Consider the following 12,225-nt stretch of genomic DNA (forward strand, 5'->3'; position numbering starts at 1 on the left):
TGCCTACAATTTTTATTTTAACTGTTGATGATTCATAGTTATTTTGTTCCATATATACTATCCCTTAGTATTTTAAATATTTATTAAAATATTTATATTTTACTGTCTATTATAACCTACTTAACAAAAATTGACGAGATAATTTTTAAAATACACAGGTGAAATAATGGATATGGATTTAGAGAAATTAATAAAAATTGGTGAAAATGAAGGATTTGAAACAGAGGTTTTCTTTGTTAAATCTTATGAAGTCAGCGTTGATTTGGATGGAAAGAGTGTGGATAGCTTTCAAACAGGAATCTCCTATGGTATTGGAGTTAGAGTTATAAAGGATGGGAAGGTTGGCTTTGCATACACAAATAGATTTGATGAAAATATCGTCTATAAGGCAATGAAAAACTTGGTTGAAGATAGGTATACAGAATTTGCCGAACCTCAAAAATACAAAGAGCCAAAGGGGATGTTCTATAAAGAGATTTTGGATTTGGATGAAAAGGAATTGTTAGAGGACTTAATAACTATGAGAGATATTGCCTTAGATAACAATGCCATTGTTTTAAGTGGAGGGGTTAGCAAAGATGTTGGATATGCGAGGTTGATAAACTCAAACGGTGTGGATGTTGAAGAACAAGATACCTATTTTTCAGCATCAATATCTATAATGTATGAGGGAGAAACCTCTTATGAATGCAGAACAAGGCATAACATCTTTGATGTTGAGGAAATTAGCTATAAGGCATTGGATTTAGCTAAGAAGTCAGCAAATGGAGAAGCTATATCTTATAAAGGGAATATAGTTCTATCTCCAAGGGCATTGTATGATTTGTTGGCTTATACGTTAATGCCAGCATTCAGTGCTGAAAATGTGCAGAGAGATAGGAGTATTTTAAAAGGAAAAATTGGGGAGCAGATTTTTGGGGAGAATATAACAATAGTTGATGATGGGACTTTGGATTATGCTTTATATTCCTCAAAATGTGATGGTGAAGGAACTGCTATGCAGAGAACCGTCTTAGTTGAGAATGGAGTTTTGAAGAACTACCTATATGATATAAAGAGGGCTAATAAAGAAGGAAAAAGCTCTACTGGAAATTGTTCAAGAAGTTATAGGTCTTTACCTTATGTTTCACCAACAAACTTTATCATTAAAGAGACAAAAAACAGCTTAGATGATTTTGATGAGTATGTTTATATCAATGGGGTCATTGGTTCTCACACATCAAATCCAATAACTGGAGATTTTGCTGTAGAGATACAAAACTCCTATCTGTATAAAAATGGAGAGATAATTCCAATTAAGAGAGGGATGTTTGGAGGCAATATATTTGAGATGTTTAAAGATGCTATTCCATTAAATGATGTTGAGCAGAGGGGTAAGTTAATATCTCCTTCAATAGTGTTTAAGGGAGATATAGTCAATTAAATGCTATTATTTTATAAATACTTTTTTTGAATGGACTTTCCGCAGTTTATACTTCCTAGCAGATGAATTCTCCAATACTTAATTAGGCATTAATATGCAATGAGAACATTTATTCCTGTGAAAATTCCACTACCCTATTGCTTTTTTATGAAGTATCATTTGTTATCTATCAAATAAAAATTGAAAAATTTCCTTCTCCTCGAGAAATCAACAAATATTCGAAAAATATTTATAATCAAAGTAATAAAATAATAAAATGAAAAAATAAAAATGTTAAGGGGTGAAATTTTGCATATAGACCCATTAAAAGTAGGTGTTGGAATTAGCAAAGACCCAACAACGGCAATAAATAACGCTTTAGATACAACAAAAAACCCAACTCTCGTTATTGTTTTTGCTTCTTCAAATTTAAATCCAAATGAGGTTTATGAAGCAATTAAAAATGAAGTTAATTGCCCAATAGTTGGATGTACTACAGCTGGGGAAATCTGCTCATCTGCAGAGAAAGAAACTACCGGGACGGTTGCAGTAATGACATTGGAGAGTAAATATTTATCTGTTGGAGTGGGAGTGGGAAAAAATTTAAAAGAAAATCCATTTAAGGCTGGTTTAGAAGCAGTTGAAAATGCTTACAAAAGCATAAAATTTAATCCCTTCATAACTTTTTTAGGGGCTATGAGGAAAGGAGCTTATGATATAGCTAATATGAAGACATTTATGAATATTGTTTTACCAGATGGATTACAGGGAGTTGAAGAGGAGTTTTTAAGAGGAGTTATTAGCAAATTGGGAAAATCTGCCCATATAATTGGTGGCAGTACTGGAGATGATTTAAAATTCCAGCAAACATATCAATTTGCAAATGGTGTTTATACAAATTCAGCAGTTCTTTGCGTTTTAAGTGGAGGCTTGAAGATGGGAACAGCCATAGGGCATCCTTATTATCCAACAGACATTGGGGCTACTGTAACAAGAGGTTCCGCTCTCACCAAACCCAAGAATCTAAGCGTATTATCCAACAGACATTGGGGCTACTGTAACTAAATCAGAGGGGAGAGTTGTTTATGAGTTAGATGGAAAGCCAGCAGCAGAGAGAATGAAAGAAATACTTAATGTTGATGAGCTAACTCCTGAACTATTTGCAGAGAAAACATTCGGCTTCAGAACAATAGATGTTAGTGGGGAGTATGTTGTAAGAAGTGCAATTAAAGAAGAAAATGGAGCAGTCCCATTCTACGCAGAGATTCCAATGGGGGTTCATTTCTCAGTTATGGATACAAATAGAGAATATGCCATTAAAAAATTTGAAGAAACTTTAGATAAAGCCATTGCAGATGCAGGACATCCAAAGAAAATTGGGGCTGTAATTATATTCAACTGTATTTTAAGGAGATTGGCTAAAGAGAGGTTAGGGTTTAGTGATTTAGATATCATCAAAGAAAAATTAGGGGATGTTCCAGTTAATTGGATTTGATACTTATGGAGAGCAAGGTTCAACAGCAGGAGGGGCAATAGGGCATCATAACCAAACTTCCGCCATCTTAATTATTGGAAATGAGCTGGTATCTCAATAAATTTTTATATTTTAAATTTTACATTTACTTGGTTTTTATAAAACATAAAAATAAATCACTTTTTAGTTTCATTAAATTTTTATATTTTGTGAGGTTATAAATTTTTAAAATTAAAATATTTAATGTTGGTGAAAGTATGCCAATGGGTTTCGGAATGCACTATGTAGGTAGTGAAGTCGCTTCAACAGACCCATTTTATGGTATTGTTTGGATGATAATTTGGATTGTTATAATTGCTGTGATTATTGCTATAATAGTATATGTATTGATTTCTCCACTAAAAAAACAGCAAACCCAAAATATAGACAGTGAGAAACTTGTAAAAATAGAAAAAGACATTGAAGAGATAAAGGAGATTGTTAGAGAGTTAAAGAAGAAATGGGAAGAAATTGAGTGATTTTATGAGGTTGATAGATGTAGTAAAAATGGGGGATGCATTGTCTAATCCAATAAGGGTGAAAATATTATACATTCTAAATAAACAGCCAAAAAATATTTACGAGTTAGCTAAAGAGTTAGAACTATCGAGACCTGTTGTTTATGCTCATTTAAGAAAATTAGAAGAAGCAGGTTTAGTCGAAAGTGATTTGGTCTTAGAAGGAAGTAGAGCAAAGAGAATTTATAAAGCAAAAGAATTCAAATTTTATATTGACAATGAGATTATAAAAAAGTTGTTTGAGGATTAATCTTTTAATTTCTCTTTTAGATAATCAACTAACTCATCTATTTTAACTCTAACTTGCTCTCTTGTGTTTCTCTCTCTAACTGTTACAGTTTTATCTTTTAATGTCTGTCCGTCCACTGTTATACAGAACGGAACACCAATCTCATCAGCTCTCATGTATCTCCTTCCTATAGCTCCACTATCATCATATTCAGCAATAATGCCATTCTCTCTTAGCATTTTCTCAATTTCCTTGGCTATTTTTGGCATATCTTCCTTATTAACTAATGGCAAGACATAAGCTTTTATAGGTGCAATTGATGGCTTTAAATCTAAATAAACTCTATCCTCTTCCTCTCTGTATGAATGTTCTAGTAAACAGTAAGTAATTCTATCAATTCCATAGGATGGCTCTATGACATGTGGGATAACTTTCTCTCCTTTGATAACCTTTTTAACCTTTTTAATTTCAACGTAGTCCTTTAAAATCTCGAATTCCTTTCCATCAATGTTTATTGTTATTTTACCATCTTTTTCAAGGGTTTTAACAAACTCTTCTAATGCCCTTTCATCTAAGTTGTTTATATATGCCTCGATTGCTTTTGTGTCTTTTTTAAATATCCTTCCAACAACCTTGTAGTTTAGATTTATCTCATAGGTCTCTATCTCCTTTGGTTCATCAAATTCAACAAAGACAGATAACTCAACTCCACTATGTGCGGAGTGGCTTCTTAAGTCGTAATCTGTCCTATCAGCAATTCCAACGCACTCAATCCATCCAAATCTTTCTGTATATATTTCAGCATCCCAACAGTCAATAGCATAGTGTGCCATTTCGTTTGGGAGGTGTTGCCTAAATCTTATTTTGTCCTTATCAATTCCTATTGCCTCTAAAAACCCCTTTGTTAAAGCTATAAAGTAGGCAATTGTCTGATGCCTTATAATTCCCTTCTCAACAGCCTCTCCAATACTTATTTTAATTACTTTTTCATCCTCACTTAAGTTTTCATCCATCTGCCTTTCAGCTGGCAGTAATGGAACTACTTCATCCTTAACTAAATCAAATTTTTCATGCTCCTTTCTCTCTGGATGAACAAAGTATTCAATCTCTGCCTGTGTGAATTCTCTCAACCTAATAACTCCCTGTCTTGGGGAAATTTCATTCCTATAACTTTTACCAATTTGAACAACACCAAACGGCAGTTTATTTCTAAAGAATTGAGCTAATCTTCTAAACTGTATAAATATCCCCTGTGCTGTTTCTGGTCTCATGTATCCAGTTCTCTTTCCTCCCGGTCCTATAGATGTTACAAACATTAAGTTGAATTTCTTAACCTCTCCAAGCTCTCCTCCACACTTTGGACATCTTATATTGTGTTTTCTAATAAGCTCTTCCAATTCTTTTAATGTTTTTCCTTCAGTATCTACATCTACAAACTCTTCAATTAAGTGGTCTGCCCTAAAAGATTCTAAACAGTTTTTACACTCAACAATTGGGTCTGTAAAGTTATCAACGTGCCCAGAAGCTTTTAGAACTTCATAAGGTGTTACTGTTGGGCTTTCAATCTCATAAAATCCTTCTTTAACAATATACTGCTCTCTAAACTTTGATATGATGTTATTTTTTAGTAGGCATCCTAAAGGCCCATAATCAACAAATCCAGCAATTCCACCATAGATTTCAAATGAACTCCATAGATAACCTCTTCTTTTTGCTAAATCCATAATCTTTTCATAGATATCTTTTTCCATTCTCTCACCATAATACTGTTTCTCCCTTATCTATCCTATCTAATATAAATATCATCAATGATGAAGCAATTAAATCAGCCGTTGTTCCAGGATTTAGTTTGTTTCCTTCTTTTGATAAATATTTGTCAAATTCTTTAACTTTCTCTTCAGTAAAGTTATTTAACACATCTTCAGCCATTTTAGAAACTTTTAAAGCTGTTTCAAAACCTCTCTTTCTCGCGATTAATGTATCAGGATATTTAGCCAATAGGTTTAAAAATGTTTTTGTTACAGCTAAGTTTATGTTGTTGAGTTCATCATAATACTTTTTTAATAAATTGTATCCTTCAAATGAGATTTTAAAGTTATCAACCCATTCTTTACTTATATTATCCCATTCTGCAGATATTTTATAAACATCCAAAAGAGTTAAGCCCTTTTCAATAAGTTCTTTTTTTGCATCCTCTGAAGTAACGTCAGGCCCTTTCTTTGGTTTATTGACATAAGCCATGGCTATATTTATTGCGTCATAGACATTTAAAGCATCTTCTACAGTTGTGTTTTCAGCAATTTTCTTTAAATTATCTTTTAATTTATTTTCATCAAAACTATCTAATTTTCCAGCAGCCATGGCTATGGGGATGTGTAGCATTATAATGCCTAAGTTGGCATTTGTAGGGCTCCATTTTTTGCTCTCAATTACTGCCTTTTTTATGTATAAGCCAACATCCTTATCTTTTTGAGCCGCTTCATAAACCACGTTTCCAAATGCAATTCCAGAGTTTATAAAGTGATGATATTTGATGTCTCTATAATCTCTATTTCTATGAACATTTCCAGGTTTGAAAGAGCTAACTTCTAAACAACAGGCAATTTGTGATGCTTTCATTATATCAAAAGGATTCATGTTTTCACCAAATTTTTATATATTTGGTATTAAACAAATACAGTTATATCAGTAAGGTGGAAATATGAATGGGATTGGAATGGCTATTTATCTTTATGCTGGCTTTTTATCATTTATTTTTGCATTTATTAAGCTTTATGCCTTTTTAAGATACTCAAAATTAGAAAGAAAAAATAAAAAAATTGTTTATACTTATTCTGATAGCTTGAAAAATACAATTCCTTATTCGTTTTATGGGGCATTATTGCCATTTACTGTAGTATTTGTTGTTTTTGCGATATTTTCCATATTTTACTTTTGGACTTGATGTATATTCATGTTTAGTTATAATGTTGTGCTACTTTTTTATCATATATCTCATCTGCTTTAAGAAATACAGAGTTGAAGTATATAAAGATGGCTTTTATTTTAATCAATTTTATACCTGGAAAGGATTCAACGGCTATGAAAAAATTAATGGAAAAATAAAGTTAATTGGAAAGAAAGGAATTACTGCTGATATATATTTAAAAGATAAAGATGGAAGGATTGAAGAAACACTTAAAGAATATTTTAAGCATTAATTGGAGGAATATTATGGATATCGAGTTATTATTGTGTAGTATGTTCTTATTGTTCTTATTTGGAAGCGAGGGAGTTTTATACTACTATTCACATAAAAAATACAAAAAAGCAAAAAAAGAATGGCATTATATAACTTCAACAAAGATTGGAATTGGAAGAAATAGGATGGCTTTTGAATTTTTTAGAATAATGGCCCTTTTAGCATTTTCAATTTATGTTTTGATTAACATACATCATATAAGTTTAAATATAATAATACTTTTACTTGCTTTCTTAGTTATTGTTAATATATATGATAAGATTAATCCCGCCTCTGGAGACATTGAAATCTATAAAGATGGGGTTATAATTTTAAAATCATTTTTAAACTACCACCTTGCTTTACCTTGGAAATTTTTTAAAGGATACAAAGTAAAATTTAAAAATAAGACAAAATATGTTATTTTAGTTCCAAAATCAAAATTGTTTTTTAATATTTACTTAAAAGACATGGATGGGAAAGTTGAAGAAACTATTAAAAACCATTTAAATCCTCTCCAATAAAAACTTTTTAAATTCTTCAAAAGCTCTTTTTCTATGAGATATTTGGCTTTTCTCTTCTGTAGTCATCTCTGCAAAAGTTCTCTCCTCTCCCTCTGGAATAAAGATGCTGTCATAAGCAAATCCATATCCTTTACTTCTTATCTCATTGCTAACTCTTCCTTTAACAATCCCTTTAAATAATCTAACACCATTTTCATCACAATAGCCAATAACTGTTTTAAAATAGGCGTTTCTATTATCTTTATCTTCCAATAATTTTAAAATTCCTTCATTTCCTACTGTTTCCTGAACAAACCTTGAATAAGTTCCTGGAAAGCCATTTAAAGCTTCAACAAAAAATCCGCTATCTTCAACAATAACTGGTTTTTTTATTTTTTCATAAACCCACTTTGCCCCAAATTCAGCAACCTCTTCCAAAGTTCCTTGAATTTCAGGATATTCAATCTTTATCTGTTCAATCTCTACATCTTTTAAATCTTTTAAAATAATATTTGCTTCTTTAATTTTATTTGGATTTCCAGTAGCAAAATAGATTTTCATACTCTCACCAAAATTTTATAAAGATGATGTCTCCCCAGTTTAACACCCTCTATCATCCTTTAGCTCCGCTACGTCAAGAGGGCTAACCCACTGGGGAGTATCATCTATTTAAGCATTTTTTGATATATAATTTTTTCTTATAGCCATTCATCTAAAATAGCTGTTTTTTTAGATTTCATATTCTGTTTTAAGTCTTTTTTACTACCCTTTGGTGGATTGAGCTTTTTAAATTCTAAGTTCTCTTCCTTCAACAATCTTTCAGCTCCAACAGTTAAAGAAGGGGCAACTAAAATTCCTCTAACTCTATCTCTTCCATATTTGCTTTTAAAATACTCAACATATCTCTTTAGTTGAGAAACTGCCTGTAAATCTGCTCTCCTCCTCTTTAACTCTAAGATAACCCATCTTTCATCTTTATCTTTTCCTAAGATATCAATGATTCCAGTAGGGATTTGATATTCTCTTGATAGAGGTTTAAATCCTTCTTCAATTAAATTTGGATTTCTGAAAATCATCTCTGCCATTTCTGATTCGCTACCAGTTAGATTTAATTCTTCATAATCTTCACAGTTAAAAGCACACGTATGATAGACCTCTGAAATTACTACCTTTAATTCCTCTTTTGGCTTTCTCCTAATGCTCTTTAAAATAAAGTAGTTATCTTCAACCTTCCAGATTATATTACTCCCTGGAGGTTGCCAGTTTACTGGCTCTCTTTTTTTATCTTTATGGATTAAAAATGTTCCATCTGGTTTTATTATAATGACCCTATCTCCTTCCTCTAATTGGCTCTTAGCTCTACCTTCATAAAAAACTCTACATCTAGCTAACAATATTAAAATATGGTTAAATAGATACGCATCCATAAAATTTTCCAGATCTTTGGTAGTGGGGCTGGTTAAGTGAAAAACTTTTTCCAACTCCACCACCAACAATTGAATTCATAATTTCAAATCTTTGAATTTAGAGGATGAAAATAAAAAAAATGGTGCAGGGGAGGGGATTTGAACCCCCGAACCCCTACGGGACCGGATCTTAAGTCCGGCGCCTTTGGCCAGGCTTGGCGACCCCTGCACCGCAAGCGAATTATAGAATGGATGAACTCATATATATATTTTTCGGTTCTATGTTAAAGATAAAGGTATATTAATAAGTTTCACTATAATAACAAAAACCTATTTAAATAGGAAGCATATTTCCTCCCGAGGTAAAGTATGAAGAAGTTGAAAAGGATGACGTTAATTTTATACAACTCCTATGATAAAACAAGATGGCATGAAGCACATAAAAGAGCAATAGCAAGAGCTGCTCCAATATGTTATGCGTTTGATTGTAACTTAGCGATTATGGACTTTCCCTGTAAAGATGTGGAAGATATCTTAAACATAAAAACCACTATTGGCAATTCTGGAGAATACTTAGAAAAATTAATTGAAAAAAATAGATTTTTCATTGTTGATAAATTTTTGCCACAATTTGGGATTCCAATTGCTTCAACATCCAAACCTGATGAAAAAAAGGCTATAACTCCGTTAGATACTGCCCATTTATTAAAGAAAAAGCCAGTTGGAATATATGTTGGATTGGGTAGGCATGGTCTGCCAAAGGATATAATGGAATCGTCTCTTTATCATTTGGATATAACCGAAAAAAAAGTATCTTTAGAAACTTGTACGGCCATTGGGTGTATTCCGGCTGTGGTATATTGCTATACTAAATACATTTGATATTAAAAATATTTGATAGAGTCAGGGATAAAAAATTTTATATACCATCCTATTTTAAAATATTACCAATAACTGCAGGTGGAAGTATGAGCGTTAGTGTTATGGAGGCAATAAAAGAGGTAAAATTAGCTGAAGAACAGGCAGTTAATGAAATAGAAGAAGCAAAAAAGAAAGCTGAGCAGATAAAGGCAGAGGCTATTGAAGAGGCAAAAAAACTCATTGCTGAAGCTGAAGAAGAGGCAAAAAAACTTGTTGAGGAGATGATTAAAAAGGCAGAGGAAGAAGCAAAAAAAGAAGCTGAAAAGATTCTTGAAGAGACGGAAAAAGAGATAAAAGAAATAATATCCATTGCTAAAGTTAAAATCCTCTCGTTGAAATTATCTGAGATTCTTGAAATTTAAATAAAAAGGTGATTTTAGTGAGACCCGTAAGGATGAAGAAGTTGAAAGCGGTGATATTGGATGAAAAAATTGATAATGTTGTAAGAAGCTTACATGAAGAAGGGATTGTTGAACTTTGTGATTTATCTGAAAAATTGGAAGATTTGGAATGGAAGACATTGTTATCACCATCATCATCAGCTGATTATGTTAGAAATGTTACATCATTGATGATAAAGGCAGGTAGAATTTTAGATATGTTTTCAAGTGTTAGTCAGAAGAAGACAAGTATAAAAGATATCCTAAATCCAAAACCTGTTGAAAAGAAGAAGGTTTCATTCAGTTCATATCAGGAAGTTATCGAGTATGCTGAAAAGATATTAAATGAGATTAGTAAAGAGGTTGATGAACCAGCTGAGAGATTATCAGAGTTGGATAACAAAAAATCTAAGTTATTGCAATTAAAAGAGCAAATATCTTACTTAAAAGGTTTAGAGTTTGATCTAAAATACCTTGGCTCTGGGGAGTATGTGTTTATTGGAGCAGGAAGTGTTCCTAAGGAAAAACTTGGGGAATTGAAAGCAGACCTTGACAAAATAACAGACGGATACATTGAAATATTTGCTGGAAGTGAATTTGAAAAGGATAAGAAAATTAGAGTCCCAATAGTATTTGTTACATTAAAAGAGAAGCTTGAGAGCGTTTTATCAGAGATTAGGAAATTTGAATTTGAGAGATATGACATAAGTGATGTAGAAGGAACACCAAGTGAAGCCCTCTCAAAAATAGAGAGTGAATTAAAAGCAATAGAATCAGAGAGAAACAGCTTAACAGAAAAGTTGAAAGCATTAGCACAAAAATGGGAAAAGGAATTGTTGGCTGTCTATGAATTATTATCAATAGAGAAGGCAAGAGGAGATGCTTATTCCCAATTTGGTAAAACAAATAGAACTTACTACATAGAGGCATGGGTTCCTGCAAGAGATGCTGAAAAAGCTAAAAGCTTAATTGAAAACTCAGCTGAAGGTTTTGCATTTGTCGAAATAACTGAGCCAGATGAACCAGAGGAGAAAATACCTGTCCTACTTGACAATCCAAAGGTTATTAAACCATTTGAAATGCTTACAGAGATGTATGCTCTACCAAAATACAACGAAGTTGATCCAACAATTCTCTTAGTCCCTGGTTTCTTATTGTTCTATGGAATTATGCTAACAGATGCAGTTTATGGTTTGCTACTAACCATAATTGGATTCTGGATTTGGAAAAAGATGGGTAAAGTTAGTGAAGGAGCTAATAAATTGGGATACATCCTAACATTGGCAGGGATTTCAACAATCATAATGGGTATTATAACTGGTGGCTATTTAGGAGATTTCTTCTATGAATTCTTTGGATTTGATATAACAAAGACACCATTAGCTTTAGTAAATCCATTGGGAGAAAGCTACTATATAAATGTAAAACATCCGCTATTTACACTTGGTAATATAAGTGTAACCAACGGACCGATGACTATATTGGTGTTCTCTATATTTGTTGGATTATTACACCTGTTAATTGGGCTATTTGTTGGATTCAAAGAGAATATACAAAGAGGAAATGTTGGAGATGCTTTCATCAACCAGGGAGTTTGGATACTGCTAATACTGTCAATATTCGTTGGAGTTGGATTAATGTTTGTTGGAGCAAATATGATGATAGCTGGTGGAATAATAGGAGTCGCTGCTTTACTGGCAATTCTGGCTTCAATGTATAAAGGTTATAAGAGCGGAGGAGTGATGGAAGCAGTTCTTGGAGGTATGGACATTACTGGATTTTTAGGAAATGTCTTATCATATGCAAGATTGTTAGCTTTGTGTTTGGCAACTGGAGGTTTAGCAATGGCAGTAAATATCATGGCTAAGCTTGTTGGTGAATCTATTCCAGTAGTTGGAATAATCATAGCTATACTTGTATTGCTGGTAGGGCATACATTCAACTTCGTGATGAATGGTTTAGGTGCATTTATTCACTCACTAAGATTGCACTATGTAGAGTTCTTTAGTCAGTTCTATGAAGGAGGAGGTAAGAAATTCAATCCATTTAAGGCAAATAGAGAATACACAACTGCTTAACTTCTTTCAAGATTATTTAAATCTTTCCAATACTCAATATAACAATAAAATATAA

Annotated in this window: 16 protein-coding genes and 1 tRNA gene; 12 read left to right on the forward strand and 5 right to left on the reverse strand. The window is 32.4% G+C overall.

Annotated elements, in window-relative coordinates:
• Positions 1-172 precede the first annotated feature (172 nt).
• The 6 genes from MFS40622_RS09150 to MFS40622_RS09165 all read left to right on the forward strand — a co-directional run bounded on the left by MFS40622_RS09150 (position 173) and on the right by MFS40622_RS09165 (position 3,683).
• The gene (locus MFS40622_RS09150; protein WP_198003868.1) at positions 173-1,423 is read left to right on the forward strand and encodes a TldD/PmbA family protein; all 1,251 of its coding nucleotides are present in this window, start codon (positions 173-175) and stop codon (positions 1,421-1,423) included.
• A gap of 288 nt (positions 1,424-1,711) precedes the next feature.
• Positions 1,712-2,467 (forward strand): FIST signal transduction protein, encoded by a 756-nt coding sequence (locus tag MFS40622_RS09645; protein ID WP_198003842.1) that lies wholly within the window; start codon positions 1,712-1,714, stop codon positions 2,465-2,467.
• A gap of 52 nt (positions 2,468-2,519) precedes the next feature.
• Positions 2,520-2,897 (forward strand): FIST C-terminal domain-containing protein, encoded by a 378-nt coding sequence (locus tag MFS40622_RS09650; protein WP_198003843.1) that lies wholly within the window; start codon positions 2,520-2,522, stop codon positions 2,895-2,897.
• Positions 2,875-2,997, forward strand: a complete 123-nt coding sequence (locus tag MFS40622_RS09775) for a hypothetical protein (protein WP_255348618.1) — start codon at positions 2,875-2,877, stop codon at positions 2,995-2,997. The genes MFS40622_RS09650 and MFS40622_RS09775 overlap by 23 nt, the downstream gene beginning before the upstream one ends.
• A gap of 136 nt (positions 2,998-3,133) precedes the next feature.
• A complete protein-coding gene (locus tag MFS40622_RS09160; protein ID WP_012981393.1) occupies positions 3,134-3,394 on the forward strand; it encodes a hypothetical protein in 261 nt (86 codons plus the stop codon).
• A 4-nt stretch (positions 3,395-3,398) separates the two neighbouring features.
• Entirely contained in the window at positions 3,399-3,683 is a 285-nt protein-coding gene (locus tag MFS40622_RS09165) for a winged helix-turn-helix domain-containing protein (RefSeq protein ID WP_012981394.1), read from the forward strand.
• Here the strand turns inward: MFS40622_RS09165 and glyS are convergent.
• Positions 3,680-5,413: a glycine--tRNA ligase gene (gene glyS, locus MFS40622_RS09170; protein ID WP_012981395.1), complete on the reverse strand. Its 1,734-nt coding sequence runs from the start codon at positions 5,411-5,413 to the stop codon at positions 3,680-3,682. The two genes, MFS40622_RS09165 and glyS, sit on opposite strands and share 4 nt — an antisense overlap.
• A 4-nt stretch (positions 5,414-5,417) precedes the next feature.
• Entirely contained in the window at positions 5,418-6,299 is an 882-nt protein-coding gene (locus tag MFS40622_RS09175; protein WP_012981396.1) for a triphosphoribosyl-dephospho-CoA synthase, read from the reverse strand.
• Between the two features lie 64 nt (positions 6,300-6,363).
• On the opposite strand from MFS40622_RS09175, the gene MFS40622_RS09180 reads away from it, so the two are divergent.
• Genes MFS40622_RS09180 through MFS40622_RS09190 form a run of 3 tightly spaced genes read left to right on the forward strand, consistent with a single transcriptional unit; the run spans position 6,364 to position 7,406 of the window.
• Entirely contained in the window at positions 6,364-6,606 is a 243-nt protein-coding gene (locus MFS40622_RS09180; protein ID WP_012981397.1) for a hypothetical protein, read from the forward strand.
• 25 nt (positions 6,607-6,631) lie between these two features.
• Entirely contained in the window at positions 6,632-6,862 is a 231-nt protein-coding gene (locus MFS40622_RS09185; RefSeq protein WP_048197530.1) for a hypothetical protein, read from the forward strand.
• A gap of 13 nt (positions 6,863-6,875) precedes the next feature.
• Positions 6,876-7,406: a hypothetical protein gene (locus MFS40622_RS09190; RefSeq protein ID WP_012981399.1), complete on the forward strand. Its 531-nt coding sequence runs from the start codon at positions 6,876-6,878 to the stop codon at positions 7,404-7,406.
• On the opposite strand, the gene MFS40622_RS09195 is transcribed toward MFS40622_RS09190, so the two are convergent.
• The 3 genes from MFS40622_RS09195 to MFS40622_RS09205 all read right to left on the reverse strand — a co-directional run bounded on the left by MFS40622_RS09195 (position 7,389) and on the right by MFS40622_RS09205 (position 9,020).
• Complete coding sequence (locus tag MFS40622_RS09195; RefSeq protein ID WP_012981400.1) at positions 7,389-7,946, reverse strand: XTP/dITP diphosphatase; 558 nt, start codon at positions 7,944-7,946, stop codon at positions 7,389-7,391. The genes MFS40622_RS09190 and MFS40622_RS09195 overlap by 18 nt on opposite strands.
• A 137-nt stretch (positions 7,947-8,083) precedes the next feature.
• Positions 8,084-8,872 (reverse strand): endonuclease NucS, encoded by a 789-nt coding sequence (gene nucS / locus MFS40622_RS09200; RefSeq protein ID WP_369750821.1) that lies wholly within the window; start codon positions 8,870-8,872, stop codon positions 8,084-8,086.
• Positions 8,873-8,932: 60 nt separating this feature from the next.
• Positions 8,933-9,020: transfer RNA gene (locus MFS40622_RS09205), tRNA-Leu, on the reverse strand.
• Between the two features lie 140 nt (positions 9,021-9,160).
• Between MFS40622_RS09205 and MFS40622_RS09210 the strand changes: the two genes are divergently transcribed.
• The 3 genes from MFS40622_RS09210 (at position 9,161) to MFS40622_RS09220 (ending at position 12,170) form a co-directional block, all read left to right on the forward strand.
• Positions 9,161-9,673, forward strand: a complete 513-nt coding sequence (locus MFS40622_RS09210) for a DUF531 domain-containing protein (protein WP_012981402.1) — start codon at positions 9,161-9,163, stop codon at positions 9,671-9,673.
• 86 nt (positions 9,674-9,759) lie between these two features.
• Positions 9,760-10,074: an ATP synthase archaeal subunit H gene (gene ahaH / locus MFS40622_RS09215; protein WP_012981403.1), complete on the forward strand. Its 315-nt coding sequence runs from the start codon at positions 9,760-9,762 to the stop codon at positions 10,072-10,074.
• A gap of 32 nt (positions 10,075-10,106) precedes the next feature.
• Entirely contained in the window at positions 10,107-12,170 is a 2,064-nt protein-coding gene (locus tag MFS40622_RS09220; RefSeq protein WP_012981404.1) for a V-type ATP synthase subunit I, read from the forward strand.
• Positions 12,171-12,225 lie beyond the last annotated feature (55 nt).

This window comes from Methanocaldococcus sp. FS406-22 (genome assembly GCF_000025525.1).
Lineage (GTDB): Archaea > AGJL01 > Methanococci > Methanococcales > Methanocaldococcaceae > Methanocaldococcus.

Excerpts from the sequence above, each read along its gene's own strand:
- MFS40622_RS09195 (WP_012981400.1), bottom strand. The coding sequence starts at position 7,946 with ATGAAAATCTATTTTGCTACTGGAAATCCAAATAAAATTAAAGAAGCA.
- ahaH (WP_012981403.1), top strand. The coding sequence starts at position 9,760 with ATGAGCGTTAGTGTTATGGAGGCAATAAAAGAGGTAAAATTAGCTGAA.
- glyS (WP_012981395.1), bottom strand. The coding sequence starts at position 5,413 with ATGGAAAAAGATATCTATGAAAAGATTATGGATTTAGCAAAAAGAAGA.
- MFS40622_RS09650 (WP_198003843.1), top strand. The coding sequence starts at position 2,520 with ATGAAAGAAATACTTAATGTTGATGAGCTAACTCCTGAACTATTTGCA.
- MFS40622_RS09150 (WP_198003868.1), top strand. The coding sequence starts at position 173 with ATGGATTTAGAGAAATTAATAAAAATTGGTGAAAATGAAGGATTTGAA.
- MFS40622_RS09210 (WP_012981402.1), top strand. The coding sequence starts at position 9,161 with ATGAAGAAGTTGAAAAGGATGACGTTAATTTTATACAACTCCTATGAT.
- MFS40622_RS09175 (WP_012981396.1), bottom strand. The coding sequence starts at position 6,299 with ATGAATCCTTTTGATATAATGAAAGCATCACAAATTGCCTGTTGTTTA.
- MFS40622_RS09160 (WP_012981393.1), top strand. The coding sequence starts at position 3,134 with ATGCCAATGGGTTTCGGAATGCACTATGTAGGTAGTGAAGTCGCTTCA.
- MFS40622_RS09775 (WP_255348618.1), top strand. The coding sequence starts at position 2,875 with ATGTTCCAGTTAATTGGATTTGATACTTATGGAGAGCAAGGTTCAACA.
- MFS40622_RS09180 (WP_012981397.1), top strand. The coding sequence starts at position 6,364 with ATGAATGGGATTGGAATGGCTATTTATCTTTATGCTGGCTTTTTATCA.
- MFS40622_RS09220 (WP_012981404.1), top strand. The coding sequence starts at position 10,107 with ATGAAGAAGTTGAAAGCGGTGATATTGGATGAAAAAATTGATAATGTT.
- MFS40622_RS09165 (WP_012981394.1), top strand. The coding sequence starts at position 3,399 with ATGAGGTTGATAGATGTAGTAAAAATGGGGGATGCATTGTCTAATCCA.
- MFS40622_RS09190 (WP_012981399.1), top strand. The coding sequence starts at position 6,876 with ATGGATATCGAGTTATTATTGTGTAGTATGTTCTTATTGTTCTTATTT.